Source organism: Rhizobium sp. 768_B6_N1_8 (genome assembly GCF_051811225.1).
Lineage (GTDB): Bacteria > Pseudomonadota > Alphaproteobacteria > Rhizobiales > Rhizobiaceae > Rhizobium.
Genome location: NZ_JBPWPV010000001.1, coordinates 4772213 through 4797446 on the forward strand (window position 1 = coordinate 4772213; position 25234 = coordinate 4797446).

25 protein-coding genes and 1 pseudogene are annotated in these 25234 nt (G+C 55.7%); 12 read left to right on the plus strand and 14 right to left on the minus strand.

What is annotated here, in order from left to right:
* Positions 1-3: 3 nt before the first annotated feature.
* The 3 genes from AB8B33_RS24090 to AB8B33_RS24100 all read right to left on the minus strand — a co-directional run bounded on the left by AB8B33_RS24090 (position 4) and on the right by AB8B33_RS24100 (position 2875).
* Entirely contained in the window at positions 4-534 is a 531-nt protein-coding gene (locus AB8B33_RS24090; RefSeq protein ID WP_439017127.1) for a hypothetical protein, read from the minus strand.
* Positions 535-1764: 1230 nt separating this feature from the next.
* Positions 1765-2358 (minus strand): hypothetical protein, encoded by a 594-nt coding sequence (locus tag AB8B33_RS24095; RefSeq protein WP_439017128.1) that lies wholly within the window; start codon positions 2356-2358, stop codon positions 1765-1767.
* A 34-nt stretch (positions 2359-2392) separates the two neighbouring features.
* Positions 2393-2875, minus strand: a complete 483-nt coding sequence (locus AB8B33_RS24100) for a YccF family protein (RefSeq protein ID WP_439017129.1) — start codon at positions 2873-2875, stop codon at positions 2393-2395.
* 147 nt (positions 2876-3022) lie between these two features.
* Between AB8B33_RS24100 and AB8B33_RS24105 the strand changes: the two genes are divergently transcribed.
* Positions 3023-3355, plus strand: coding sequence for a helix-turn-helix domain-containing protein (locus AB8B33_RS24105; RefSeq protein ID WP_439017130.1), 333 nt, complete (start codon positions 3023-3025; stop codon positions 3353-3355).
* 199 nt (positions 3356-3554) lie between these two features.
* The gene (locus tag AB8B33_RS24110; RefSeq protein ID WP_439017131.1) at positions 3555-4277 is read left to right on the plus strand and encodes a hypothetical protein; all 723 of its coding nucleotides are present in this window, start codon (positions 3555-3557) and stop codon (positions 4275-4277) included.
* Between the two features lie 301 nt (positions 4278-4578).
* On the opposite strand, the gene AB8B33_RS24115 is transcribed toward AB8B33_RS24110, so the two are convergent.
* Together AB8B33_RS24115 and AB8B33_RS24120 are read right to left on the minus strand one after the other, a co-directional pair.
* The gene (locus tag AB8B33_RS24115; protein WP_439017132.1) at positions 4579-7263 is read right to left on the minus strand and encodes a DNA polymerase; all 2685 of its coding nucleotides are present in this window, start codon (positions 7261-7263) and stop codon (positions 4579-4581) included.
* Positions 7264-7436: 173 nt separating this feature from the next.
* On the minus strand, positions 7437-7802 hold the full coding sequence (locus AB8B33_RS24120) for a DUF6641 family protein (protein WP_439017133.1): 366 nt from the start codon (positions 7800-7802) through the stop codon (positions 7437-7439).
* 119 nt (positions 7803-7921) lie between these two features.
* Here AB8B33_RS24120 and AB8B33_RS24125 point away from each other — a divergent pair, with 119 nt between their 5' ends.
* The 5 genes and pseudogenes from AB8B33_RS24125 to AB8B33_RS24145 form a co-directional block, all read left to right on the plus strand.
* Positions 7922-8386, plus strand: coding sequence for a GNAT family N-acetyltransferase (locus AB8B33_RS24125; protein ID WP_439017134.1), 465 nt, complete (start codon positions 7922-7924; stop codon positions 8384-8386).
* Between the two features lie 339 nt (positions 8387-8725).
* A complete protein-coding gene (locus tag AB8B33_RS24130; protein WP_439017135.1) occupies positions 8726-9700 on the plus strand; it encodes a hypothetical protein in 975 nt (324 codons plus the stop codon).
* A gap of 68 nt (positions 9701-9768) precedes the next feature.
* Positions 9769-10299 (plus strand): hypothetical protein, encoded by a 531-nt coding sequence (locus AB8B33_RS24135; protein WP_439017136.1) that lies wholly within the window; start codon positions 9769-9771, stop codon positions 10297-10299.
* A gap of 221 nt (positions 10300-10520) precedes the next feature.
* Positions 10521-11504: a GIY-YIG nuclease family protein gene (locus AB8B33_RS24140; RefSeq protein WP_439017138.1), complete on the plus strand. Its 984-nt coding sequence runs from the start codon at positions 10521-10523 to the stop codon at positions 11502-11504.
* Positions 11505-11658: 154 nt separating this feature from the next.
* Positions 11659-13101: pseudogene (locus AB8B33_RS24145) on the plus strand (YifB family Mg chelatase-like AAA ATPase); the annotation flags it as partial.
* Between the two features lie 60 nt (positions 13102-13161).
* Here AB8B33_RS24145 and cysK read toward each other — a convergent pair.
* Together cysK and AB8B33_RS24155 are read right to left on the minus strand one after the other, a co-directional pair.
* Positions 13162-14124, minus strand: a complete 963-nt coding sequence (cysK, locus tag AB8B33_RS24150) for a cysteine synthase A (RefSeq protein ID WP_113324401.1) — start codon at positions 14122-14124, stop codon at positions 13162-13164.
* Positions 14125-14266: 142 nt separating this feature from the next.
* The gene (locus AB8B33_RS24155; RefSeq protein WP_113324402.1) at positions 14267-14884 is read right to left on the minus strand and encodes a LysE family translocator; all 618 of its coding nucleotides are present in this window, start codon (positions 14882-14884) and stop codon (positions 14267-14269) included.
* A gap of 231 nt (positions 14885-15115) precedes the next feature.
* On the opposite strand from AB8B33_RS24155, the gene AB8B33_RS24160 reads away from it, so the two are divergent.
* Positions 15116-15634, plus strand: a complete 519-nt coding sequence (locus AB8B33_RS24160) for a Dps family protein (RefSeq protein ID WP_113182192.1) — start codon at positions 15116-15118, stop codon at positions 15632-15634.
* 21 nt (positions 15635-15655) lie between these two features.
* Here AB8B33_RS24160 and AB8B33_RS24165 read toward each other — a convergent pair whose 3' ends face one another.
* Complete coding sequence (locus tag AB8B33_RS24165) at positions 15656-16570, minus strand: DMT family transporter (RefSeq protein ID WP_439017140.1); 915 nt, start codon at positions 16568-16570, stop codon at positions 15656-15658.
* 96 nt (positions 16571-16666) lie between these two features.
* Between AB8B33_RS24165 and AB8B33_RS24170 the strand changes: the two genes are divergently transcribed.
* Complete coding sequence (locus AB8B33_RS24170; protein WP_376776545.1) at positions 16667-17134, plus strand: Lrp/AsnC family transcriptional regulator; 468 nt, start codon at positions 16667-16669, stop codon at positions 17132-17134.
* 2 nt (positions 17135-17136) lie between these two features.
* On the opposite strand, the gene AB8B33_RS24175 is transcribed toward AB8B33_RS24170, so the two are convergent.
* Together AB8B33_RS24175 and dut are read right to left on the minus strand one after the other, a co-directional pair.
* The gene (locus AB8B33_RS24175) at positions 17137-18030 is read right to left on the minus strand and encodes a GNAT family N-acetyltransferase (RefSeq protein WP_439017141.1); all 894 of its coding nucleotides are present in this window, start codon (positions 18028-18030) and stop codon (positions 17137-17139) included.
* Entirely contained in the window at positions 18027-18497 is a 471-nt protein-coding gene (gene dut / locus AB8B33_RS24180) for a dUTP diphosphatase (protein ID WP_439017142.1), read from the minus strand. Before dut ends, AB8B33_RS24175 begins: the two co-directional genes overlap by 4 nt.
* Positions 18498-18587: 90 nt before the next feature.
* On the opposite strand from dut, the gene AB8B33_RS24185 reads away from it, so the two are divergent.
* Positions 18588-20171 carry a peptide chain release factor 3 gene (locus AB8B33_RS24185; protein WP_439017143.1) on the plus strand — a complete coding sequence of 528 codons (1584 nt, stop codon included), beginning with the start codon at positions 18588-18590 and terminating at the stop codon, positions 20169-20171.
* Here AB8B33_RS24185 and AB8B33_RS24190 read toward each other — a convergent pair whose 3' ends face one another.
* Positions 20172-21065, minus strand: a complete 894-nt coding sequence (locus AB8B33_RS24190) for a LysR substrate-binding domain-containing protein (RefSeq protein WP_439017144.1) — start codon at positions 21063-21065, stop codon at positions 20172-20174.
* Between the two features lie 111 nt (positions 21066-21176).
* Here AB8B33_RS24190 and AB8B33_RS24195 point away from each other — a divergent pair, with 111 nt between their 5' ends.
* On the plus strand, positions 21177-21884 hold the full coding sequence (locus AB8B33_RS24195; protein ID WP_439017145.1) for a glutathione S-transferase family protein: 708 nt from the start codon (positions 21177-21179) through the stop codon (positions 21882-21884).
* Positions 21885-21923: 39 nt separating this feature from the next.
* Here the strand turns inward: AB8B33_RS24195 and AB8B33_RS24200 are convergent, their stop codons facing one another.
* Positions 21924-22310, minus strand: coding sequence for a RidA family protein (locus tag AB8B33_RS24200; protein ID WP_439017146.1), 387 nt, complete (start codon positions 22308-22310; stop codon positions 21924-21926).
* 93 nt (positions 22311-22403) lie between these two features.
* Here AB8B33_RS24200 and AB8B33_RS24205 point away from each other — a divergent pair, with 93 nt between their 5' ends.
* Complete coding sequence (locus tag AB8B33_RS24205; protein ID WP_439017147.1) at positions 22404-22919, plus strand: Lrp/AsnC family transcriptional regulator; 516 nt, start codon at positions 22404-22406, stop codon at positions 22917-22919.
* An 82-nt stretch (positions 22920-23001) separates the two neighbouring features.
* Here AB8B33_RS24205 and otsA read toward each other — a convergent pair whose 3' ends face one another.
* Together otsA and otsB are read right to left on the minus strand one after the other, a co-directional pair.
* A complete protein-coding gene (gene otsA / locus AB8B33_RS24210; RefSeq protein ID WP_439017148.1) occupies positions 23002-24375 on the minus strand; it encodes an alpha,alpha-trehalose-phosphate synthase (UDP-forming) in 1374 nt (457 codons plus the stop codon).
* Positions 24376-24414: 39 nt separating this feature from the next.
* The gene (gene otsB / locus AB8B33_RS24215) at positions 24415-25212 is read right to left on the minus strand and encodes a trehalose-phosphatase (protein ID WP_439017302.1); all 798 of its coding nucleotides are present in this window, start codon (positions 25210-25212) and stop codon (positions 24415-24417) included.
* Positions 25213-25234: the final 22 nt, after the last annotated feature.

Sequence of the window (25234 nt, forward strand, 5' to 3'; positions counted from 1 at the left end):
GTTCTACCTCAAACAGACAATGTCTCTTTTGCTTTTTATGCTGTCGTCATCAACGTAGGTCATCAATTCATCAAATTTCAGCACTTTTTTTTCTTCGGATAAACGATTGAAGCACATATCTGCCGCCGATTGACTCTCGGATGCCTTTATGCATTTCGCAAATTCTACAAAACTCTCTGTTTCGTCGGGCACTCCGAAGTATCGGCCTATCTCATGGAGTTTTGATGGAAAACCTGGTATTTCGCGAAACGTGTCCTCAAATTCTTTAAGCAAATTTTTGTTATTGTAATTCAGGTAGTAAACACTTGATAAAATACTCCGGCGATTGGTATAGGCTCGCTCAAGAGGAGAGATATTCCTAAATTTGTTCTGGTTCTGGACAGCGGTATTAAGGTCGACGGCATAGGCAAGCATCGCCCATGGATTTTTTTCTTTTACTTCCGTCCAGATTATATTCCAGCTCCCTGCGCAGTCGAATGTATATTTTGGATTGCGTTTACTCTCTCTTTTGAGGAGGTCCTCTATGCCACTCATGGTGAAATTCGATTTATTGATAAGAAATCTTTCCGCCGAGCGCGCGTCGCTGTACGAATAGAATAAAGTGGCAAGGATCGCGAATAGCGTGGTTCTCCTAACGCGAATGAAATATTCCTTACGTCTCCTGTAAAACATAAATCCTCCTCAAGCCTGATCGACTTGACTCGATCGCGGGCGATCATTCCTCCCTGCATCTCGATGATGATCGAGGCCAGGGTCTCCATGGACATGCCGCGAAAAGGCTCCGGTTGCGTCTCTAAACAATATATGCGCCCCCTACGAACGTAGCTCCGGCTGCCTTCATCAACCTGTCAGAGGCATCTATGCTGGTCCCAGTCGTTACGTGAACAAACGAGTGAGTGGCGTTAAGCGACGCGGCCCATTGCCGAATTCCGGCGACGAGCGACAGGAAAATCTTAGCCCGTCGTACCGGGCCCAGAGTAAGATCGACGGCGATAACATGCACTGTGACAAACAGAGGTCCGTCCGAAAGCATGTAAGAGTCCGCCACTGCCCAGGCGACGCCGGCAGCAACGCCACCCCACTCCGACGTAATGCACACCATACCGGGTGGACGCGAAAGGATAGTTTCGAAGTGCCGAGTTAGTTTCCAGTCTGAAAAGCGCTGATCGCGGAAAACTGTGGTAGCATGGTGCTGAACCATGATTTCACGTATCACCGGTATATCGCGCTCTTCGAAAAGCCGAACTTTGAAGTATTTTCTTGCCCCCGCACCCGCTTTAGGTATGGGGTTATCAGGATAGCTCGCAAGAGACGTATCGCATACGATATCCATAGTGATAAAAAACCCGCGCCCCCCCAAGTATTTTACGACTACTGCCAGTTTGAGTTGCGTTCGTCAATCAGTTCTTAGCCAGTCCCAGAAAAAATATTTCTACTTGCGCGAGAGTGCCAGAAATCCGAAGTAGGAACGTAATTAGCTCAATGAGATAAGAAACTTTGATCGGAATTTTTTTCCACCGAGCTGGGTGTTCTTTTCGAGATCATCCGCTGTCCAATAGCGACGACAAGACTAATTCCATCACCGGCCTGCTATAAGAAAAATATCAGGGAATTTATGCTAGTATGTACGAATAGTATGAAGAATAATATTCGAATTTTCCGAGGCATGCTCAGCCAATGCCTATGAATATTTTCATTCGCGCCAAACGCAACGTACATTTACTTGTCTTTGACCGCTACCACTTATTTGGTTGAGGTCAGAGGCTATTTTCGAGCCGACGCACATACCATCCAAACCGGTGAGCCACTCGGGCTTCTTTCCTGACAATAGCCGTCCCGTGCCAGCTCTTCCGATATTTCATCGCGTTTATCGCAAGCTGCCCACGTGCTTTCCTCATTTCCAAATCCACCTCGGCAAGCGATGTAAGCATCGGTCCATTGGCTAACCAACGATGGAATGTCTTGTTTCTTCTTCAAGGCAACCGACCCGGGCGAAGGCTTGGCCTTGGTGGAAGGAGCGTCGTCATCGGGATAGGGCTGCCCCGTCGCTTTCCTCAGCTCGTCAAGGACCTGAAAAGCTATCAGAACGCTTCCACAGGCTCCGATACCAGCGACTTGGCGACCCTCAGCCTTAGCAGTTTCTCTCTTCGCGCCTAGCTGTTCGTCAGAAAGCCGGGATCGCGCTTCCAGATCCTTGACGCGCATTTCAGCGTATCGCCAAAGGCGCGGTCCGATTTCAAGCCTCAGGCCGCATTCCTCAGCACCCGCCATTGTCGTGTAGGCAGGTTCCAGGCGATCAAACATCTTCTCCAGTTCGACAGCGAAAACCTGCAATGGCGAAAAGCTGATGCTGGCCATGGTAGCAATCGCAAGCCCTCGGGAAACAGTTGGCTTAGGAGGAAACTGGAACACGGTGCATCTTTCCAAGCTTGATCTTTGCATTGTGTTCGCGGGCTGCACGCGCCAGTTCAATGCTGACAACGCGTCGACCGACCGGCCAGAACGACAGACCGGCCAGCTTGAACGACTGAAGTCCGAACGGAATGGTAATGATGAAAATGCATGAAAGAATGCCTGCAAAGAGGTGAGCAATGAAAAGGGCAAACCCGAATGTGCATGCCCAGATGATGTTGACGATAAAGCCTACCGTTCCCGTCAGAGCCGTGACTGCACTCAGCTCTTTTCCATCAAGCTCTCGAACGTGAACAACATCTTTTCCGAACGGAAAGGCTGACATCTTTGCCATTTCCAAAGCAGCACGTGAAATCGGCAGACCGACGACTGTGAAAGCGGCCAGAAGCGCACCAGCTAGCCAGAGCAAAGCGAGATACCAGCCACCAAAAACAAACCAAATTACGTTACCGAAGAAGCGCATGAGATTTCCCTCTATAATTGCGATTTACAATATAGATGCTGCCCGCTGAATATGGCTAGCAGAATTCGATCTAAACATCGAATTTTATAAGAAAGATCGAAGCGCACCCACATTCCATTGTGCGCCGGCTTCGCCAATGTCTGGCGCATGACATCAGGGAAGCAAATAGGATCGTTAGTCCGTCAGCTGCGTAAAGCTCAAGGCTTGACGCAAACCGACTTAGCGGAAGCGATCGGACGTACGATGGACGCCGTTTCGATGATTGAACGGGGCAACAGCGTGCCCAGCATCGACACCCTGATAGCGCTGTCGAAGGCTCTTAACGCGTCGATTGAAAGTCTGCTCCTGCCAGAGGACGCACAGCTCACACCAGCCCGGAGAGATAAGATAAATCAGGGTTATGCTGTTCTTGCTTCATTGCCTGATGATAAGCTTTTGATAGCCGTGGACCAATTGAAAGCACTAGCGCGTTCAAGTTAAGTTCTGGCAATGTAAATTAGATCTTTCCGATTTATTTTCCTGCTTTTGTGCCTTTGTGGTCGCGCAGCCTGCGTTTGCATTTCCTAAATAAAATCATCCAAATCCAGCATTTCCACCTACCGACGGATGTCCTCGGAAGACCTGGCTATGCCTTCACTCCCCTTCAATGCTCACGCCTTCCGTGGGCCTTTATATTGTCATGTCCAAAAACAAGCCTATTCATTCTGCAAGCCCCTCTGCAATTGCCAAGAGCTACTCCGACTGGTTCGAAACGACGATAGAGAGCTTCCTCGATCGTCACCGGCTCCCATTCCAATCCTATGACAGCTATATCGAGGCGAACGCATTTTTCGTGACGTTTATCTTCGACAAAAGAAAGCTTGCGAGACGTAAGTCGAGCCTGAGCGTCAGCGAAGCAGTTGTTAATTCCGATCGAATCAAGCTTCGTGGATCCAAACGACGCGAATTGAGTGCTGAATTCGACAATATCGATCGCATGTATAAAGACGTCTGCAAGGCGATTCTGGGTTCAAATTTTCATCGACCAAGCAAAAGGAAATTCCAACCGCTGATGATTGCTGCAGCGGATGTTAATGGAACGCGATATTGGAAGTCTTCCGGTACTATCGAGAACGTTCATATCCATTCGATATGGGTTTTCGGAAACGGACAGCGTGGCGGGTTTAAGGAGCAGCTTGAAACAATCGGAACAGACGTCGGTGACCGCTACGATTTCAGCGCAATCGACATTCGCAAGGTAAATTCGGATCGACTGAACTATCGTGACGACATCAAGAGAATCGCATCGTATAGCGCGAAATTCCTGGGATTTAATGCTATCGACATCGACATCGAAGACGATCTAGAAATCTATCCGAGATGTGACATTACGAAAACGATGGTTGGCTCTCGAAATTCATAGATGAAAGCTTCCTAAGAGCTTTGACATGACATCCTACAGTCACCAGCTATCCGTAAAAGTTCTATGTGGGAGTGGTGGAAGCAACAATTACGGAATGCTTCTGGATGGCTATGTTGTCCCATGCAGTTTTCCTTCTCTTTGATTTAGATATGTTCTTATGAGAAGGGGAATCCGTAAAAGTTCTATATGGGAGTGGGGACGCTTACTTTTACGGATTTAGATAATTCTCCATGCACCTTCATCCTTGATGGGAGGAAGGGAGCATGGAGAAAAGTCGAAAATCAGGATTGAGTGTTTCTCGTCATGCTGCGACCGACAATGATGATTTTTGGGTTTTGTCCGTGGTTTCTTCCGGAAGGAGAAGTTCAATTTCCAGCTGCGGATAGTAATGCTGTTTCAGCATCTGCAATGCTTCACGCACCCTTGGCGTATCAGGAGTTTGATGCGGCTTGAATTCCTGGCGTTTTGCATTGTCCAAATCGCTGATACGGCATGAGATTCCACAATGTTCTAGCGCATTTCGAAACTCACTATGCGTCACCCGATGCTTATCTAGAATAACATCGAAACCTGCCTGAAAATGCTTGAACGCTCTTGCTAGATCACGGCGGAGACGTTTTATGTCACCTTCGTGTTGACGCAGATACAGAGCGGCATCCCTATCGGGCATGGCATCGGTCAGTTGATAGACCTCAAAATTTCTGAAGTCGTTTAGGCGCTTTAAGTTGTGTCGGGCCTTTTTATTGTATTTTTCCCATGTCTCACGCACCCTGTCGAAATCTGCCACCGTCTCAATTGGCACCGTGTCAAATGATAAGTGTACATGTGTTATTCCATCAAAATCGAACTGAACATCCTTCTCATTGATCGGCTTTCTTTTCCAATCGAATTCCATTGAAAGACGCTTTGACACCGAGCGGTATACATAATCCGTATCATTGCGAAGCATGTCCTTAATTCCGACGCCTGACTTGTATTCGATTTTTTTGTCAGGCGTTCTGTTCAAAAACAGCCCTACGGTCTCCTTGTTTTCTTCGATGGGATCGTTGAAGGACTTGGTTTTGATCCCTCCTTTTTGCAGAACGATACCGTTCTCGTCGTCGCCGGCAACTAGCGTTGCTGAACCTCGCGTTCTCCACCCTATCGGTCTGCGAACAACATGCTTGACCTCCAGCGGTTGACCTTTTTCATCCAACTGTTTCTGTGCCTCGGCGAACGAGCTAAACAGTGGGCCGTCGGTCGCACTATCTATTTCCTCATCGTCGGCGTTCGACAGGAAGCCATCGGTGGTAACGCTGAAAACTTGTGTCCGAGCGGAAAAACTATTCAACATTTCCCCCAGAACTGCGCGAGTGTACGACGTGATGAACGACGCAAAATATGGTTGGGTGATCTTGCTCTCAGGAAGGTTTCGCATGTCGTCTTCCTGAAGGTCGTACACTCGTTTTTTTCGAAGGCCTTGGGCAGTTTTCCCATAGGTGCTGTTTCCAATCTCTTTCCAGAACAGATTGTCGAAGGTTCTTTTAGCGTGCTGGTTTCTGTTTCGAACGCTTGTCTGGATGAAATCGCGAAAGACCCTGATCTCTTTATCTGTTGGAACTATCACCCCTCTTCGAAGTCGGAGCTTTGCTCCGAGCTGTTTCGCAAGAAACAGCTCTGGTGCTGCGCATTTTGAATTACCTTTCCTTGGAAAAACGATCCCGTTCGACGTTCTCACGGGCAGTGTGGGAAAGCGAACTTCAGGAGGAAACTCGAAATCCACTGAGAAATAGGCAAGATCATCAAGGCCTATGTCGTCAAATTTCTCGATGCGGCGGACGCTAAGCCAGTCAGGCAGTCCAATCAATGACATTGCTGTCATGTATGCGGAACTTAGATCGTGGTCACGCCATGTGCTTTCATCCGCAGCACCGTAGATGAACTGTTCGTTACGGCCTCCGTGATATGTTTCGGTAATGAATGCTTCCTCGTAATGCACGTCTTCCAAAAACGGGGTGGCATCTTCCTTCTTATAATAGCCTAGTTTTTTATTGAATTTTCTTTCCTCAGCCTTTTCGCGGCCCAGGATCGCTAGTGGATCCTTTTCGTTTTCTTTCCAGCCTTGGAGAAGAAGTTTTGTCCCGAACGACGTAAGCGTCGCTGGCATCTTGAACTGACCAAAGAGACTTTCACTTTGGGCGATGACACGTTCAGCATATCGCGCGCAAACCTGAGCATCGCGGATCCCGTATTCACGGAACTCCGGCCAATGTTCGGCGCGAAACTTGGACATGTTTTGCTTGATAGCCTTGTCTTCTTCCGGTGTTGATCCGAGTTCGATCTTCGGGAAACCAACGATTTCACCAATCGCAGCAAGTGTCTTCACGTTTCCTGGTGCCAGAAGAACAGTGTCTCGGATGCTGACCTTGAATTCCGCGATCTGGTTATCGTCAGCAGCAAAGACGACGGGGATTGCGCTGTCGATAGTGACAAAAGTGCTGCGAACGTTGTCCATCATCGCTTGCGCTTTTTCTTTGAAATCGCTGAACGCAGGCAAGTCCGCGCGAAGGAAGTGTCCGAGCAGATAAACTCTCACTGGAAGAATAACGTCAGGATATTTCTCGATCAGAGAACCGATTGCAAACCCGATGAACTGCTCCATGGTAAGGCGCTCGTTCTCATCTGGTATGATAATACCATCGGTTTCGGGATGACCTTCGGACTTGCCCTGCTCGAGGAGCTTTATGGAGAATTGATAGGAGAGAAGGGTATTTTTTGCACCCGGTTCGATGGTGCTCTGATTTTCACGATCATCGACCGCTTGGTATTCGGTGTCAAAACCGATCAGAAGATGAGCTTTGGGCTCTTGCTTCTTTTTCTTTCCTCGCCCGGGATCGGGCGGCACTGCAATATTGTGCCTGTTGATACTTACTGTCTTGGTGGCACCTCCCTGCTCGTCAGGCTCGATCTTGAAGGTGAAGGTATTCGCGAAACTGTACTTATGCATTCACTCCCTTTCTAGAGTTACCACGGCGAACCGTGGGGAGTGTGCATTTGGTAACGCGCCGCAGAAATACAAGAGCGTGTCAGCTCGGCGCTAAAAATAAATTTATCTACTTCCGTTTCCTGTCAGGTGTTGGTTGATGTCCGTCCACCAACCAACAGTTACTTTCTCACCTGTTATCGCTTAAATCCGCTGCGGATCTCACCAGAAATCCGCTCCAACTGTTCGTCGAACTGACCCTTCGAGCAGTGCAACCGAGCTGCTTCCAACGCCTTGATCATTTCATCGGTCGACGTGCATGAGATCGCAAATTTCCCTTTCGATAGTTCGAGATCGCGTCGTCCGTAGCGGATAGCAATGGTGAAGCTACCGTCCGGTTCCTGCTGAAACCATCTTCCACGCTGCGCACGAGCAGGCGTGAATTTTGAAGCGAAGTCGATCTGCTTGTTGATCTGATGCAGCAGCCTTGCACGGCGTTTTCCGGCTGCATCAAGTGGGGACTTCTTTTTGGCTGCGATCAGCTTGAGATTTTCGAATGTCATGTTTCACGCTCCTTTGGCTAGAGCGCGCTTTCCTCATACTCCGATAAAAGGTCAACTTCTGACAGCAGTTGAACATCAGGCCCCGATCGAGGACCGCGCTTCCGAAAAGGAGCGCCTAAATGATCGACCCCCTAAATTTTGACTGTATTTTCCGTCCTCCTAATGATTCCGACTACGACGATCTGCACCGATTGCTTTCTTCGTGCTGGATGGAGACGTATGGGCGTCACGTCTCACGGAAAATCGCTGGACGCTTTACCGACGAGGATTGCGTTGGCGAACATCTCCGCGTGTTTTTGAATAGCATGCAGGTTGCCGACGTTGATGGACGTGTGGTTGGCTCGATCAACCAGACCGACGGCTGCATTACCGCGCTAAATGTTGCGAAGGAATTTCGACGTAATCGGATCGGTTTCAGCCTGTTGCATAACGCTTATATGGCTGGCGGTCGACGATTGTCCGTAGCAGCGTTCAACGTTTCTGCGATCCGCTTTTACGAGCGATGCGGCTGGAGGAAGGCGGGAAGGTTTTTTGAGGACTTTTGCGGGGCTAAGGTCGCAGCTTATTTGATGGTGCGCGAGTGAGGGCAATGAGACAAGCGAGGTGAAACCGAATAAATGCCATCGACCTCATAGGTTACTGAGACGCAGCTAGTCGATCGCAATGCCGTGCCCGAGTTTGGTAAGACGTCGCAAGGGGTGGTGTGAGGGATGTGATCACAGAAGGCGAAAAACAGCGGCGTTTAGAGAAAGAAGTCATTTCGCTTTATTCAGCGTTTCGACCATCGATATGTTCGCCACATCAGAAACGTATCCCGCGCTTCATTGCGCAGTTGTTGATCATGTAACTACAGTGGTTAACTGATCTTTCCAATGAATGTATAAGTTGTATAGCATTTCCTCACCGATTCGTTGAGGTGAGCAATGCGCAGTGACCAACGTCAGTTCTTTGTTTTCGATCTGGAAATAGCGGCCCGAAAAGAAGGCGCTCAACCGCCGACGATAGATGTCGTCATTGCGATCTGGCAGAAATTCAAAGACCAAAGCCAAGTCTACGAGATAAACAATGGTTCGGCTTCTATGCTTATCGGTGATATTCGGGCGGCTCCGAATGAGGATCATGTCACGCTTCTCGTTCGGCTGTCGGACAAGAAGGCCCCGAATAGCGTCTATTCAAAGATCGTCACAAACTCCTTCGTCGAGCACGAGAAGGATGACGATACCGGATCCGATCTCGGGTGCCATGTTGTCGTTTCACGTGTTCCGGAGACGGATCAGCCCAACGTATACACCTGTGCCGTAGAGCGCATTCCGGGTCTTCCAAGTGTCTTCGTAAAGCGAATGCTTTCAAAGTTCTTGAACATTGAGTTCAATCAGGTCTCCACTTCCTTCCAGTACCCATCACCGGGAGGAGGTCTGGACAAGGATGGTAATCCTCGCGTCGAACGTTGTTGCCCCCACATCGAATTGCGTGGACGCCCTTCCGATCAGTTTGTCCACGATCTTGAAGAAGGCGTTCTATTAGGCGTCAAGCTCGTAAAGGCCGAGGCTATAACCCCAATGACCGGGGCAGGCTATTTGGTAAAGGACACATCTGAACTCAGGCTGCAAGTGGTGAAAGATAGTGTTCCAGCGCATGTCTGGAGTTCCCTTCAATCGATGCTGAACGCCTATTCGCAGGATTATTGGAAATCCGAGGTCAGTTACCGGCTACCCAATAGCAGGCGCGTGGTAACCGTCGATATCGATAACGCGACCGGCAGCCCGATAAATGATCTTTACATCCAGCAATTTGAGATTATGAATATATTCCCACCCTTGGCGCAGTCGTCTCAGGCGATCGTGGCGAGGTTGATGGAAGCTGCGGTGCCGCTCTTCCTCGCTCATCGGAACCTATAACCATGCTCAGAGAATTGCGATATGAGCTGTTACGCGGCTTGGCCTATCGCGAGATTAGGCACCAGCACATGGGAAAATACACCATGTGGCTTCCGATATTGATAGCTTGTGCCGTTCTGGTGTTATATCTCGTTCTTCCAGTGAAACCGATCTTTCTAGGGGAGAATGGCGCTATAGCATCGGCACTGACCCTACTTTCGACGTTGCCGGGGTTTTACTTTGCAGGACTCGCTGCTGTCGCTACCTTCGGAAGCCAAGAGATGGATCGGGAGATGCCTCATCCAGCACCTAAGATTAAAATCCTAACCCGTGGCCAGCTAGTTGAGAGCAAGCTGACTAAACGTCAGTTCCTGAGCTATCTCTTCTCATATCTGGTTTTGATATCGTTTGTGCTATGTGTAGCACTGATGGCGTTAAACGCCTGCGAAGGATCGATCCATTTCATAACCGCAGCCGTCAGAAAATCGGCATACGGTTGGTGGATCACGGAGGCGGCCAAAATCGGCGTTCTTTTTGTCTTCTCGATGGGATTTGGAAGCCTTTTGATCTCTACGCTTCAAGGCGTCTTCTTTTTAACAGAGAAGGTTCATCAACCTTAGAGGCTCGACCACACGCCGGTCTTTCGTAAGGAGTTGAACGCCGGAAACGGGTCTGCGCTGTTTCAGTCTGTCGGAATGCTCTTCGCCCCGCCTCCACTATTCGCTTAGTTGGATCTGGCACATCGCTTCTGACCCAAGACTAATTTTTAATAATTCGCCTGCTCAAATGACGCCTGCGGGGAGGAATAGAATCCCTTCGTTCTGACGGAGCTGGGAGTGCAATGATACTAAGTGATAATGTCGCCAGCGATCGACAGGTATGGCTACGTGCATTCTACGGCTTCAATCCGGAAGAAGCCGGATATCTTGGCTTTACTAAAGAATCTCAACGCGAGGACATGATCGGTAGAATGAGGGATGGAGATCTCGTTCTGATCTACGGAGCAGTCCAAAGCCTAACACAGCCCGATCTTAGGAGCCAGGCACTGGGATTTCTCGAAATCAAATTGGAAAAGTGCCGTGATTTGGATCGGCAAAATGACTCTTCGATGAAATGGAAGGTTGAATACGGTTTTAAAGACCGGTGGACCTATGGAATTAAGGTAGTCCGTGCGTGGCGAATTCGCAACCGCGTTGGAATCGCAACCATTGCACCCATGGCATACCGGGCAGAAAACCGATTTGAGCGGACGACCAAAGCCATCCTCCTTGAGCCCGCTGAAAGGCACCGAGCGCTGAGTCATCCCGTCTACGAGGTCGGAGTGTATGGCGAGCCGCCGATCGGAGTCGAACCGCTCCCTGTGTATACAATGGCCGACGTGCTCAAACCTTCCCGGGGTATCGCCCCTAATTTTGGACATCGAACCTCGCAGTATGACGACGGAGAAAACCACCTCTACCTGATGATGCTGTCTGCGAAGGCCGAAGCCTTACTTGGCAAAGCCGGGCCACATGTGGGAAAATCTCTTGTTAAAGTCGGCCGCTCAAACGATCCACGTCGACGGTTGAAAGAGATCAACGGAGGCTTTCCCGAAAGGGCGGTTTGTCGTTGGGAATTGAAGTATAGCGAAGCCTTTGCCGACGGCAACACGGCACATTCCTGTGAGACCGAGCTCAAGAATGAGTTTGAGAAGCGGTTTGTTTCGCAGGGTGGAGAGTTCTATTGCGGTGATGGCGACGCGTTGCAAAACAGCTTTCGGTTTTTCTGCGCTTCAAAGCTCCCTAAAATTCTTGCCGCGCCTGGCAGGGCGAGAGGCATAAAGTAACGTGTACTTGGTCCTTGGCGGTGTTGGGAGCAGGAGAAGCCGCCGCATAGTGAACACCGAAAAGGTGTCATTCACGAGCCTACTTGCACTACCCCTGACTTCCTCTTGTAAGCTCAGAAAAGTCGATCAGTGCGGCCATTTAATCCGCCTCATAATCCAGATCGTCGGGCTTCCTGACAAGGCGGTGGCGGAAAGTCGCGAGCGGGTGCAGGCAGCCTTGCACGCTTCCGGCCTAGCGCTGCCATCCAAGCGTGTGACGGTCAATCTTGCGCCCGCCGATCTTCCCAAAGAAGGCAGTCATTTCGATCTCCCCATCGCACTTGGCCTGATGGCTGCGCTCGGCGCCATCCCGGCGGATGCTTTGTCCGACTATGTCGTCGTCGGCGAACTCAATCTCGACGGTACAATTGCCGCAATCGCTGGCGCTCTGCCGGCCGCAATCGGTGCCAACGCGAGTGGAAAAGGCCTGATCTGCCCGGCCGAAAGCGGATCGGAAGCCGCATGGGCAGGGTCCGGGGTCGACATTCTGGCGCCGCGCAGCCTGATCGCACTCGCCAATCATTTCCGCGGCACGCAGATCCTTTCGCGCCCGGAACCGTCCATTCGCCCGAATGCCGCCAATCTGCCTGATCTCGCCGAGATCAAGGGACAGGAAAGCGCCAAGCGGGCGCTGGAGGTGGCTGCTGCCGGCGGCCATAACCTCCTGATGGTCGGGCCGCCCGGTTCCGGCAAGTCGATGCTGGCTTCGAGACTGCCATCGATCCTGCCACCGCTTTCGGCTGCGGAGTTGCTTGAAGTCTCGATGATCCATTCCATCGCCGGCCAGCTGTCCGGCGGCAAGCTTTCCGACCGCAGGCCCTACCGCACGCCGCACCATTCGGCGACGATGGCCGCCCTCATCGGCGGCGGTCTGCGTGCCAGGCCGGGAGAGGCTTCGCTTGCCCATCATGGTGTGCTGTTCCTTGATGAGTTTCCGGAATTCGCGCCGCAAGTGCTCGATGCCTTGCGTCAGCCGTTGGAAAGCGGCGAATGCGTCATCGCGCGCGCCAATCACCGCGTCTCCTATCCGGCGCGGATCCAGCTTATTGCGGCGATGAACCCCTGCCGCTGCGGTATGGCTGGCGAGCCCGGCCACACCTGTGCCCGAGGGCCGCGCTGCATGACGGATTATCAGGCCCGGATTTCCGGTCCGTTGATGGACCGCATCGATATCCGCATCGACGTGCCAGCCGTTTCCGCCGCCGACCTGATCCGGCCGACGGTAGCCGAAGCGAGTGCCGATGTTGCCCGGCGCGTTGCGCGTGCCCGTGACATCCAGCGTGAACGCTATGCTGCTGCAGGCGCTGTGGGTATTTCCACCAATGCCGGATGTTCGACCGCAATGATCGAGAAATTCGCAGAGCCGGATGCCGCAGGATTGCAGCTGTTGCGAGATGCCGCGGACAAGATGAAGTTTTCGGCGCGTGGCTACCACCGAGTCCTCAAGGTCGCCCGCACGCTTGCCGATCTCGACGGCAAGGAAATGGTCGGCCGCATTCATCTCGCGGAGGCGATTTCCTACCGTGTTGCCGGCGAGAGGCTTACCGCTGCGGCATGATAAAAGGGGCGCCGAAGCGCCCCAGGTACCGGGTGAGAGGAAGAACCCGGGAAGGTTCGATCAGCTTCCAAGGCCTTCAAACAATGCCGTCGAAAGATACCGTTCCGCGAAGGACGGGATGATGACGACGATGTTCTTGCCGGCGTTTTCCGGACGGCGGCCGACCTCGATCGCGGCCGTCAATGCTGCACCCGAGGAGATGCCGACCGGCACGCCTTCGAGCTTGGCGACGAGGCGCGCCTGCTGAAATGCGTCGTCATTGCTGACGGTGACGACTTCGTCATAGATGCTGGTATCGAGAATCTTCGGTGCGAAGCCGGCGCCGATGCCCTGGATCTTGTGCGGGCCGGGCGTGCCGCCTGACAGTACCGGCGAGTCCGCCGGCTCGACGGCCACGACCCGGATACCCGGTTTGCGGCTCTTCAGCACTTGGCCGACGCCGGTAATCGTGCCGCCGGTGCCGATGCCGGCAACGAAGATATCGACCGTGCCATCGGTATCGTTCCAGATTTCCTCGGCGGTCGTCTTGCGGTGGATTTCAGGGTTGGCCGGGTTTTCGAACTGCTGCGGGATGACGGCGTCGGGCAGTGAGGCGGCGAGTTCTTCCGCCTTGGCGATCGCCCCCTTCATGCCCTTCGGTCCTTCAGTCAGCACCAACTCGGCGCCGAGCAGCGCCAGCATCTTACGGCGCTCGACGGACATGGTTTCCGGCATGGTAAGGATCAGCCGGTAGCCTTTGGCAGCGGCGGCGAAAGCGAGCGCGATACCCGTATTGCCCGAGGTCGGCTCGATCAGCACGGTCTTGCCGGGCGAGATCTTGCCCTGCGTTTCCAGGCTATCGATCATGGCAACGCCGATACGGTCCTTCACCGAGGCGATTGGGTTAAAGAACTCCAGCTTGGCAAGGATGTTGGCCACCACGCCCTTTTCCTTGGCGAGTTTATCGAGGCGAACGAGCGGCGTGTCGCCGATTGTGTCCGTTATCGAGGAATAGATGCGGCCGCGGCCCGGTTTGTGCGACATGGTGCTCTCCCTTTGAAATCCATTCTGAAATCTGTGGAGAGAATAGGGTCAAAGTGGTGATGAGACCAGAGTGGCTTCACCCGTCGGCCGCTTGAGCCGGAGAAAAAATCCTTTGAGAACCGTCCGTTGCCGAATGTTTATTTCAGGCTGCACGCGTGGCGATGAAGGCTGCCGTACCCGCCAGGATGCTTGCGGCGACGCGGTTCAGCGCCTGCAATGCACGCGGCTGCTTCAGCATCGTGCGGGCGCGCGACGCAAGCATCATGTAGGGGATGAGCACGATCATAAGCACCACGAAAGTGACGGCGAGCAGGATGAGATACTCGCGCATGCCGATGCTGCCGAGATCGATCAAGGTCGGCACCAGCGCCACGTAGAACAACATGGTCTTCGGATTGCCGAGTGTCACAAGCAGGCCGGACAGGAAGGACATGCCGGCACTGCTGGATTTCTTCGCGGCGATATCCTGCGGCAGCAGGCCGGCAGTCCAGAGCTTCCAGGCAATGTATCCGAGATAGAGAGCACCGGCGATCTTGATGACGAGGAATATCTCAGTGAAGGTCTGCGCCACGAAGGCAAGACCGAGAATGACAGCGGTGAGATAGGTCATGTCGCCGAGCACGAGGCCGAGACCCATGAAGAAGGTCTCGCGGAAGTTCGAACCGAGTGCACGCGCCACGATTGCCGTGATCCCCGGGCCGGGAATTGCGGCGGCGATGAACAGGGCTCCAGCATAGGCGATCAGGACGGTAAGGCTCATCTTCGTATCCACTGACTTGCGCAGCCTCTCTATAGGCGCGCAAGCCAGGCCTCATCAATCGCCTGGCGCTGATCTGTCCATAACCATAAAGAATAGGTCGGCTGAACCATGATCTACTTGGAAACCAATCCGGCCTTGCTATTTTCCCCTTGCAAGCGGCCGCAGACACGGCCCGCCGCGGCTTCCCGAGGCTGTCGGCGCAGAAGGTTTTCATCACCAAGGAGAGAATGCATGTCGACTACCTCAGCCGAAGCCCGCAGACGTTCACCGCTCAAGACCCCTTCCGACCTGCCGACCAACGCGATCACCGATATTTCGGCCGCGTTGACCGCGCTGCTCGCCGATGTGTTTGCGCTTTATGTGAAGACCAAGAACTTCCATTGGCACATGTCTGGCCCGCACTTCCGCGATTACCACCTGTTGCTCGATGAGCAGGCGGAACAGATCTTCGATATGACGGACGAGGTTGCCGAGCGCGCCCGCAAGATCGGCGGCACGACGCTGCGCTCGATCGGCCAGATCGCCCGCCAGCAGCGCATTCCGGACAATGATGCTGACTACGTCACCCCCGAGGATATGCTCTCCGAGCTGCGCGAAGACAACCTTCACCTCGTTTCAATCCTGCGCCAAGTGCACGAAGTCTGCGACGAGCATAACGATGTCGCGACCGCAAGCCTGATCGAAAACTGGATCGACCAGAGCGAGCGCCGTACCTGGTTCCTGTTCGAAACGACGCGCCAAGCGAAGTAACAGGTAAGCCGAAGTAATGGCTCAGCGTCCGGCCGCCGGCAGGCGAATAAGTCTCGCCGGCGACCAGCCCAGATTCATGCCGGCGGCGGCGAGCAGAATAACTGCCGCCCCGGCAATCTGCATCGGCTGCAATGTGTGGCCGAAAGCGAAGCGGTCGACCAGGATCGCGGCGACCGGATAGATGAAAGACAAAGCGCCTGTCAGATGCGTCGGCAGCTTCTGGATCGCGCCATAAAGCAGCACATACATGAGACCGGTGTGGACGACGCCGACAGCGATCAGGATCATCCAGGAACTGGTATTGGCGGGAAGGTTCGAAAAATCGGTCATCGGTGCCAGCATGACGATGCCGGTAGAGACCTGGATCAGCGCGATCAGATGCGGCGGCGTGCCTTTCAGCCATTTGGCGGCAAGCGCGGCAAGTGCATAGAAGAAGGCGGCACCCAACGCCATCAGGATGCCGAGACCGTAGCTGCCGGAGACGGCGTCGGTATTTGGTTTCGCCTCGACGATAACAGCCATGCCGGCAAAGGAAAGCCCGAGCCAGAAGAGCTTGGTGCCTGTGATCTTCTCCCCCAGAAAGAGTGCGCCGAGCGCAAGCAGCATGAAGGGCTGGGTGTTGTAAACCGTCGTGGCGATCGAGATCGAGGCGTGCGAATAGGAGGCGAACAGCAGCAGCCAGTTGGAGACGATCGCTATGCCGCCGAAGACAGCGATAGCGAGCGACCGCAGGCTGATGATGCCGGGCCTCAGCAGGCCGAGCGCAGTGCAAACCACAAGCAGGGTCAGTGCGCCGAAGAAGCAGCGCCAGAAGACCACGCCACTGACCGGCTGACCCGACATGACGACGAACCAGCCGATCGTTCCCGAGATCAGCATCGCTGCCGTCATCTCTGCTGTGCCTCTTCTGATGTCACCCTGCATCGCCATCTCCATTCGTTAGCGGGAAATTGTATTGCGGCATCGCAGCATTTTCTATAAGCTGAAAAAGGGAAAGGCTGGATAAACCTAATCTTGTTAGGAGTTTTTGCCATGTTGGCTAACGAGATGCAGGCAGTCGACGATATTGACCGCGCAATGATAGAGGCGCTGGCAGGAAATTCGCGTATTTCCCTAAAAGAGCTCGCCCAGGCTGTAGGACTTTCTTCGCCGAGCGCGGCAGAGCGTCTGCGTCGGCTTGAGGATCGCGGCGTCGTGACGCTCTTCACCATCGATCTCGATCCGGCGGCGATCGGTTACCCGCTTCAGGCGATCGTGCGGGTGCGCCCGCTGCCCGGCCAGCTCCACATCGTCGAGCGTATCATCCAGGACACGCCGGAATTCATCGAATGCGACAAAGTGACTGGAGACGATTGTTTCATCGCCCGTCTCGTCGTCCGCTCCATGGGAGAGCTCGACAGCATTCTCGACAAGGTCGCCGAGCGCGCGGAGACCAATACGTCGATGATCAAATCCTCGCCGGTTAAGCGGCGCCTGCCGCCCCTGATACGGAAAAAATAGCCTCAGAAATCCGCCATTGGCGACAGCATGGCGGGATGATCGAGGCTCATCTCCTCCAGTCCACGCAGCATCAGCAGCGTTCCGCTTCCGTAAGGCGTTGCTTCGCCGGACCATGCGAGCCTGTCCGGCCGGAACAGCGTTTCGACTGACGTTGCCTGGATGCCGAGACCAGCAAGGACGGCGGCGAGCGACGGGATCTCACGCGTGACCACATCGAGAAGAACGACGTGACCGGGTGCGGGCATCTTCCATGCGATGACGGCCTTGCTCCCTTCCAGATAGCTCAAGCGCACGTCGGGATCGAGCTGCGTGTTGATGAGGAACATCGCGGAACTGCTGGCGACAGCGAGCGTCTCCGAAACTGGCTCGCGGTTCCTCAGCAGACCCTGAAGCAGGGCGAGATCTTCCGCATCGCGCGGCTGAAGAGGCCGCGAGGTGGTTGCACCTTCAGACATTGGTGCAGCGCCGACATACTTGTGAAGCGGAAGCGAGCGGAAACCGTAGGGCTCATAAAGCGCCGGCTTGTCCGTGTAGAGGATGATGGCCTCGAAATCCCGCGCCTCACACCAGGCGAGCGCCTTGCCCGTCACATCTCGGTAAAGGCCGCGGCCGCGCCATGGCGGGCGGACAGCGCCGGACTGAAAGGCGGCGGCATTGACGAGCCTGCCGTTGAGGACAAAAGGCATGGCGAAGGCGGAGAGATTGGCGGCGAGCTGGCCTTCATCCGTAAACCAGCCGAACGGCATACTGGTCGGGTCTGGGCCGCCAAGTTCGCGCAGCGGATCGATATCGATGCCGAACGTATCATCGAGAAGGGAGACGAGAGCGCTCCAGGCCGCCGGATCGCTGAAATAATCCTGTCGGAAGGTAAGCCCGTCCGAATCGGCGACGCTCATACCCCGGTCGAGCCGAAGCCACCGGCGCCGCGCGCGGTTTCGGTCGTCTCCGAGACTTCGGCGATGCGGGTCTGAATGAATGGTGCAATCACCATCTGCGCGATGCGCATGCCGCGCGTGATGGTGAAATCCTCCTCGCCATGATTGATGAGAATGACCTTCACTTCGCCGCGATAGTCGCAGTCGACGGTGCCGGGCGCATTGAGGCAGGTGACGCCGTTCTTGGCTGCAAGGCCGGAGCGCGGGCGCACCTGGCCCTCGAAACCCTCAGGGATTTCAAAGACGAAGCCCGTTGAAACGAGCGCGCGTTTGCCAGGCGCCAGCACCAGCGGCTTGTCCTCGTCGATGGCCGCGCGCAGGTCCATGCCGGCTGCACCACGCGTTTCATAGGCGGGCAGATCCAGGCCCTGGCCGTTCGGCAGGCGGATCAAATTGAGGGTCGGGCGGCTATCTGTGTGAATGGTCATGCGGCATTACTTCGCGCCCCACACCGCAAGGTCAATTGCAATGACGCGCTTTAATCGCTAGATACGCCGCAATTCCACAGGATTCACATCATGGCCGAAAGTCTCGCCGAGGCGGTCTCCCGCCGCCGCACATTCGCTATTATCGCGCACCCGGACGCGGGTAAGACGACGCTCACGGAAAAGCTGCTGCTTTTCGGCGGTGCTATCCAGCTCGCCGGTGAAGTGAAGGCGAAGAAGGACCGCATTCAGACCCGCTCGGACTGGATGAAGATCGAGCGCGAGCGCGGCATCTCGGTCGTAACTTCGGTTATGACCTTCGAATATGAAGGCAATGTCTTCAACATTCTCGACACGCCCGGTCACGAAGACTTCGCCGACGACACCTACCGCACGCTGACGGCGGTCGATGCGGCCGTCATGGTCATCGACGCCGCCAAGGGTATCGAGCCGCGCACGCTGAAGCTTTTCGAAGTCTGCCGCATGCGCGACATTCCGATCATCACCTTCATCAACAAGATGGACCGCGAAAGCCGCGATCCCTTCGAGATCCTGGATGAGGTTGAAGAGAAGCTGGCGCTTGACACGGCCCCGGTCACCTGGCCGATCGGTCGCGCCAAGACCTTCTGCGGCTCCTATCACCTGAAGGAAAACACCGTTCGCGGCTCCGATACGGAAGTCGTCGTCACCGCCGTCAACGGGCCGCGGAGCGTCGCCGACCGCCTGCCGGAAAATGAGCGCGACGCCTTCATCGAAGAGGTGGAATTGGCGATTGAGGCCTGCCGTCCCTTCGATCGGGAATCCTTCCTCGAAGGCCATATGACGCCGGTTTTCTTCGGCTCGGCGCTCCGCAACTTCGGTGTGCGCGACCTCATCAACGCGCTCGGTGATTTTGCTCCGCCGCCGCGTGACCAGGTGGCCGATATCCGCACCGTACATGCCGCCGAAGACAGGATGACGGCCTTCGTCTTCAAGATTCAGGCGAACATGGACCCGAACCATCGCGACCGTATCGCCTTCGCCCGCATCTGCTCCGGCAAACTGGAGCGCGGCATGAAGGCGCGGCTGGCACGTACCGGCAAGCAGCTCGGTCTCACCGCGCCGCAGTTCTTCTTTGCCTCACAGCGCCAGCTCGCCGATACGGCTTTCGCCGGTGATGTGGTCGGCATTCCGAACCATGGCACGCTGCGCATCGGCGATACGCTGACGGAAGGCGAAAGCCTGGTTTTCCAGGGCGTGCCGAATTTCTCGCCGGAAATCCTGCGCCGCGTGCGCCTGGAAGACGCCATGAAGGCCAAGAAGCTGAAGGAAGCCCTGCAGCAGATGGCTGAAGAAGGTGTCGTCCAGCTCTTCCAGCCGGAGGATGGTTCGCCTGCCATCGTCGGTGTCGTCGGCGCGCTGCAGCTCGATGTCCTGAAGGAGCGCCTGATGGCCGAATATGGCCTGCCGGTCTCCTTCGAAATGTCGCGCTTCTCCGTCTGCCGCTGGATTTCGTCCGACCAAGCTGCTGAACTCGACAAGTTCCTCACCGTCAAGCGCGGCGATATCGCCCGCGATCTCGATGGCGACCCGGTCTTCCTGGCGCAGGATGGTTTCTCGCTGCGCTACGAGGCGGAGCGCTATCCGGCGATCAAGATGGTGGCAATCAAGGAATATCACGCGGCCAAGGCCGCCTGATCACCCCGCCAGCCGTTCGGCAAGGAACTCGACGACCGCGCGCACGGAGGGCAATTGCCCTCGTCGGTGCGGCATCAGGATCGTCGTGGTGATACTGCCCGCCGTCCAATCGGGAAGCAGGCGCACGAGTTGGCCGTTCTTCAAAGCGTCGTTGCAGACCGAGGTCGGCAGAATGGTAATGCCCATGCCTGCCGCAGCCGCTTTCAGCAGCACCATCGGCTCGTCTGCCGCCATGATGGGCTGAGGCGTTACCACAGTCTCAGCGCCGTTATCCGAGGTGAGACGCCACTGCTCCTCGGAGAGACTGGGCATGATTGCCCTGTGGCCGGCGATGTCCTCGGCCCGCTCGGGCCTCCCATATTGCGCTATGTAATTGGGCGAAGCGACGAGCAGGAACGGATGAACCGCGATCCGGCGCTGCACGAGCGTCGAATCCCCGAGTGGAAAGCGATGGCTGCGCAGCGCAATGTCGAAGCCTTCCTGGACGATATCGACGAAGCGATCCGTCACATGCAGTGATACCTTCAGCTTTGGATAGCGTGCTGTCAGTTCGGCCAGATGGTCGGCAAGCGTGAATTGTGCCGTCGGCACCGCTGCGGTCAGCCTGACGATACCGCTCGGCTCTCCCAGGCGGTTGCGCACGATACTCTCGGCCATTTCCGCTTCGATGATCGAGGCCTGCGCATGGTCGAAGAAATCCCTGCCGATATCCGTCAGCGCAAAGCTGCGCGACGTGCGCTGGATCAGCCGCACGCCGAGCCTCTCCTCCAGTTCCGCCACGCGCTTGCTGATGGTCGATTTCGGAATGCCGAGATGATGTCCTGCCGCCGTGAAGCTGCCGCTTTCCACCGCTTGCACGAAGAGATGGAGGTCGTTGAGGTTGAAGGCGGTCACATTCATCTTCCATGCTTGTGGACTTTAAGATGCATTATCGCCATCTACTGCCTCATCGTCCACGAAATCATATTGGCCGGGTTCAACAATTCCTATGGAAAGGACCCGACAATGTCACTCACACTCTTCTACGGCGTGCCGGAAGGTTGTTCCTTCGGTTCGATCGTCGCACTGGAATGGTCCGGCCTGCCGTACCGTCTGTGCCGCGTTCAGATGCCGGAGGTCGTCTCCGGTGACGAATACAGGCGCATCAACACCGTCGGCGAAACCCCGTCATTGCTGCTGCCCGATGGCCGGCTGATCAGCGAAAGCATGGCGATCCTGAATTACATGGGCGCGCAGTCGATCGACAAAGGATTGGGCTTTGCGCAGGGTACTGCGGATTTCGACCGCCTGAACCAGATGCTCGCCTATTTGAACACCAGCTTCTTCAATGCCTTCAGCCCGCTTTGGCACGCTGTCGAGCATGAACTGAAACCGGCCGAGAAAGACGTTCTCGTCGCCTACGGCACGGCCAAGGTGGAAAAGGCGCACCGTATGCTGGAGGGTCTGCTTGCCGGCCGGAAATGGCTGCTCGGCAACAGGCCCGGCATTGCGGATGCCTATTTCACCGGCATCGCCCGCTGGAACGACTTCCACAAGGTCGTCGATATCAGCCAGTTTCCTGCGCTGAGTGATCTCTATCAGCGCATGCTGCAGGAGCCGGCCGTTCGCTTCGCGCATGCGATCGAGCACCAGGAAAAGGCGGAAAGCACCGGTCGCTTTCTGGGAGAAATCGATCTGGAAGAAGCGCTCGGCCTGCTGCGCCGGGCTGCCTGAACATCCCATGGTGCCGCCTTGTCCAGACAGGGCGGCCTTTCACGCGGCAGCGATGATTTCGATTTCCACCAGCCAGTCTTTCTGAAGCGTTTGAACGACGATGGCGGTGGTCGGTACGATATGATCGCCGAGCGCGGCCAGCCGCGCATTCTGGTTTGCTTCGGCATAGTCAGCATCCCGTAAATAGCTGGTCAGCCGCACGATATTGCTGACGTCCATATCGGCATCCGCAAGGATCGCCCGCAGGTTCGACCAGATGAGGTCGAGCTGGACCGACAGATCTCTGCCCGGAGCACCCTCCGCGTCGAGGCCCATTGTGCCGCTCACGAACAGAAAGCGGGCGGGATTCCTGACCTCCATCGCATGGACATAATCTGACGTTGCCGCGTAGATGCCGCCGCTTGGACTGTGCTTCACCAGTTCCATTTGAAAGTCCCTGCCTCGAATATCTGAAAGCTTGGCGTTATTATCACCGAATATTCTTCGGCGATAAGGCGAGTTTTCCGAATGATAAAAGAAATGAATGGCATTCGACGCCGCAGGCGAGAGGCCGAGCAACTGGACCTTTTCGACCGAAAAATATTAGGCGCGCTGGCAGAGGATGCCCTGCAGAGCTATGCGGCGCTTGGCAAAGCTGTCAATCTGTCGCCGCCCGCCGTGCATGAGCGCGTCAAGCGGCTGCGCCGATCCGGCGTCATGAAAGGCGCGCACGCTGCGCTCGATGGCACGGCGCTCGGCAAGCCGCTGCTGGCCTTCGTGCATGTCGAGGCTGCGGGCTGGGGCAAAAGCGAAAGGCTGACGCAGCTTTGCCGCTTTCCCGAGGTAGAGGAGATGCACTCGGTTGCTGGCGACGCCAGTGTCATCTTCAAGGTGCGGACCGAAAGCCCGCGCGCACTGGAAGCCTTTCTCTCGCAAGTTCATGCCGTTCCCGGCGTGACGGCTACCAAAAGCTATGTTGCGCTTTCCACCTATCTGGAGCGGCCTGTCCAGGCGAACATGACGGCGGACTGGCCGGAGAACCCGTTGCCGGCCTGAAGTGCCGAAACGCTGCATCCCAACTGCTATAGTGCTGTTCTTCCAGAGGGAGCGACCCATGGTGCCGCGCCCGTCAAATTGCTCAGGCGGCGAGATCGCCGAGGAAGTCATCGCACCAGCGCGAGACGTCGTGCTCCAGCAGATGGTCCATCATCCGCTGCCAGCGGTCGCGGCGCTCCTCAAGGGGCATGTTGAGGCCGCGCGCCAGCGCATTGGACGTACCGACGATGTCGTAGGGGTTGACAAGCAGCGCGCCGTTCAGCTCGCGCGCCGCGCCGGCAAAACGGGAGAGGACCAGCACGCCCGGATCATCAGGGTTCTGTGCGGCAACATATTCCTTGGCGACGAGGTTCATGCCGTCGCGCAAGGGCGTCACGAGGCCGACTTTGGCGAGCCGATAGAGGCCGGCAAGCACGGGCCGGCTGACGGAGCGGTTGATATAGCGGATCGGCACCCAGTCGACCGTGCCGAGTGCACCGTTCACGCGGCCGGCCTGTTCTGCGACCGTGCGCTGCATTGCCTCGTATTCAGGCACTTCAGAGCGCGATTTTGGTGTGATTTGCAGATAGGTGACCTGGCGCTGATGTGCCGGATTGTTGGTGACGAAATGCTCGAAGGCATCGATACGCTGGGTAATGCCCTTGGAATAATCCAGTCTGTCCACGCCGATAATAAGGCTGCGGTCTTCGATACTATGGCGTGCCTTCAACACCATGCTGTGCGTGCCGGCCTTCCTGGCGAATTCGGCGAAGGCGGCCGTCTCGATGGCGATCGGATAGGCGCCACCGCGGAACGTGCGCTCGCCGGCGACAAAACGCCCTTCGCTGATCATGTCGCCCATCTCCTCGCGGCGCAGGCAGCCCGCAAAATTTTCAAGGTCGTGATCGGTCTGAAAGCCGACGAGATCATAGGCGGCGAGCCCGCGCATGATTTCCTCATGGACGGGCATGGCGAAGAGTACGTCGGCGGGCGGCCAGGGAATATGCAGGAAGAAGCCGATCTTGTTCTTGATGCCCATCTGCCGCAGTTCCGCAGCAAGCGGAATCAGGTGATAATCGTGGACCCAGATGATGTCATCAGGCTTGATCAGTGGCGCCAGCCGATGGGCAAAGAAGCGATTGACCCGGAAATAGCCGGCCATCTCGGTGCGCCCGTATTCTGCGAGATCCAGCCGGTAATGACAGATCGGCCAGAGCATGCGGTTGGCGAAGCCGAAGTAATATTCGTCGACATCCTTGGATGTCAGGTCGGTCAGCGCATAGGTGATGTTGCCGCGCTGCTCGATCGCAAGTGGGCCTGGTTCGCCTTCGTCGTTGACGTTGCCTGACCAGCCCATCCAGACGCCCCCCCGTTTCCCGAGGGCGGCCTCCAGTGCCACAGCGAGCCCGCCGGCAGACGCCGCCCCTTTCTTCTCCGGAACGGGCACGCGGTTTGAAACGACGACAAGGCGGCTCATGGCAAATTCCTTTCATTAGAAATAACTGCAAAAATACAATCAGCCGGCAAAACGCGCGACGATCTCGCGGACCGCTTCCGCGGAGGGCAGAGTGCCGCGGGCGGCAGTGTCTGCAGACGGCGGGCCGACGCGGATGGAGTAACCGCCAAGCCGGTTCGCCATGTCGAACATCGCCTCATCTGTGACATCGTCACCGATGGCGATCGGATGACGACCGCGGAAGGCTGGAGTTGCGAGAAAGCTTTCCAATGCATCGCCCTTGTTGGCTCTGGCGGGCCGGATTTCGAGAACCATCTTGCCGTGCTGCAAGGCCCAATCCGGTCCTGCACGGTTCAGGAAACGCTGCATCAGTTCCGTCAGTTCCGCCTGCCGCGCCGGCGCAAGACGGAAATGGGCGGCGACGGCCGCGCCCTTATCCTCGATGAGGATGCCGGTCCAGCCCGCCGTTTCTGCCCGAAGTTCAATCTTCAGCCTCTCGAACTCGGCCGTTGGCTCCACCTTGAAGATGCTGCCGTCGGGGTTGCGGCGTTCGGCTCCGTGTAGTCCGGCGATGGGAAACTGGTAGGGGGTGAAGAGACGGTCGGCATAGGTAAGACCTCGCCCGGTCACCAGAGCCAGTGCCCCGCCGAGCCTCTGCGACAGCGTGTCGAGCTGCGCAGGAAGCGACGGAGGCACGAATATCTCATCCGGCGTCGGCGCAAGATCGAGGAGCGTGCCGTCGATATCGAGGAAGAGTGCGCTGTTTTGAAGATAGGAAGAGAGTGTGGAGAGGGTTTCGTCCTGCCGGGAAGCGCTGCCGGATGGCCGAGCTTCTGGTAGCTGATTGCTGTTTGCCATGCCGGAGAAATAGGTCAGCACG

Bases quoted from the DNA above. Each gene is read 5' to 3' on its own strand.
- AB8B33_RS24090 (WP_439017127.1), bottom strand. From the start codon at position 534: ATGAGTGGCATAGAGGACCTCCTCAAAAGAGAGAGTAAACGCAATCCA.
- AB8B33_RS24095 (WP_439017128.1), bottom strand. From the start codon at position 2,358: ATGGCCAGCATCAGCTTTTCGCCATTGCAGGTTTTCGCTGTCGAACTG.
- AB8B33_RS24100 (WP_439017129.1), bottom strand. From the start codon at position 2,875: ATGCGCTTCTTCGGTAACGTAATTTGGTTTGTTTTTGGTGGCTGGTAT.
- AB8B33_RS24105 (WP_439017130.1), top strand. From the start codon at position 3,023: ATGACATCAGGGAAGCAAATAGGATCGTTAGTCCGTCAGCTGCGTAAA.
- AB8B33_RS24110 (WP_439017131.1), top strand. From the start codon at position 3,555: ATGTCCAAAAACAAGCCTATTCATTCTGCAAGCCCCTCTGCAATTGCC.
- AB8B33_RS24115 (WP_439017132.1), bottom strand. From the start codon at position 7,263: ATGCATAAGTACAGTTTCGCGAATACCTTCACCTTCAAGATCGAGCCT.
- AB8B33_RS24120 (WP_439017133.1), bottom strand. From the start codon at position 7,802: ATGACATTCGAAAATCTCAAGCTGATCGCAGCCAAAAAGAAGTCCCCA.
- AB8B33_RS24125 (WP_439017134.1), top strand. From the start codon at position 7,922: ATGATCGACCCCCTAAATTTTGACTGTATTTTCCGTCCTCCTAATGAT.
- AB8B33_RS24130 (WP_439017135.1), top strand. From the start codon at position 8,726: ATGCGCAGTGACCAACGTCAGTTCTTTGTTTTCGATCTGGAAATAGCG.
- AB8B33_RS24135 (WP_439017136.1), top strand. From the start codon at position 9,769: ATGGGAAAATACACCATGTGGCTTCCGATATTGATAGCTTGTGCCGTT.
- AB8B33_RS24140 (WP_439017138.1), top strand. From the start codon at position 10,521: ATGATACTAAGTGATAATGTCGCCAGCGATCGACAGGTATGGCTACGT.
- cysK (WP_113324401.1), bottom strand. From the start codon at position 14,124: ATGTCGCACAAACCGGGCCGCGGCCGCATCTATTCCTCGATAACGGAC.
- AB8B33_RS24155 (WP_113324402.1), bottom strand. From the start codon at position 14,884: ATGAGCCTTACCGTCCTGATCGCCTATGCTGGAGCCCTGTTCATCGCC.
- AB8B33_RS24160 (WP_113182192.1), top strand. From the start codon at position 15,116: ATGTCGACTACCTCAGCCGAAGCCCGCAGACGTTCACCGCTCAAGACC.
- AB8B33_RS24165 (WP_439017140.1), bottom strand. From the start codon at position 16,570: ATGGAGATGGCGATGCAGGGTGACATCAGAAGAGGCACAGCAGAGATG.
- AB8B33_RS24170 (WP_376776545.1), top strand. From the start codon at position 16,667: ATGTTGGCTAACGAGATGCAGGCAGTCGACGATATTGACCGCGCAATG.
- AB8B33_RS24175 (WP_439017141.1), bottom strand. From the start codon at position 18,030: ATGAGCGTCGCCGATTCGGACGGGCTTACCTTCCGACAGGATTATTTC.
- dut (WP_439017142.1), bottom strand. From the start codon at position 18,497: ATGACCATTCACACAGATAGCCGCCCGACCCTCAATTTGATCCGCCTG.
- AB8B33_RS24185 (WP_439017143.1), top strand. From the start codon at position 18,588: ATGGCCGAAAGTCTCGCCGAGGCGGTCTCCCGCCGCCGCACATTCGCT.
- AB8B33_RS24195 (WP_439017145.1), top strand. From the start codon at position 21,177: ATGTCACTCACACTCTTCTACGGCGTGCCGGAAGGTTGTTCCTTCGGT.
- AB8B33_RS24200 (WP_439017146.1), bottom strand. From the start codon at position 22,310: ATGGAACTGGTGAAGCACAGTCCAAGCGGCGGCATCTACGCGGCAACG.
- AB8B33_RS24205 (WP_439017147.1), top strand. From the start codon at position 22,404: ATGAATGGCATTCGACGCCGCAGGCGAGAGGCCGAGCAACTGGACCTT.
- otsA (WP_439017148.1), bottom strand. From the start codon at position 24,375: ATGAGCCGCCTTGTCGTCGTTTCAAACCGCGTGCCCGTTCCGGAGAAG.
- otsB (WP_439017302.1), bottom strand. From the start codon at position 25,212: ATGGCAAACAGCAATCAGCTACCAGAAGCTCGGCCATCCGGCAGCGCT.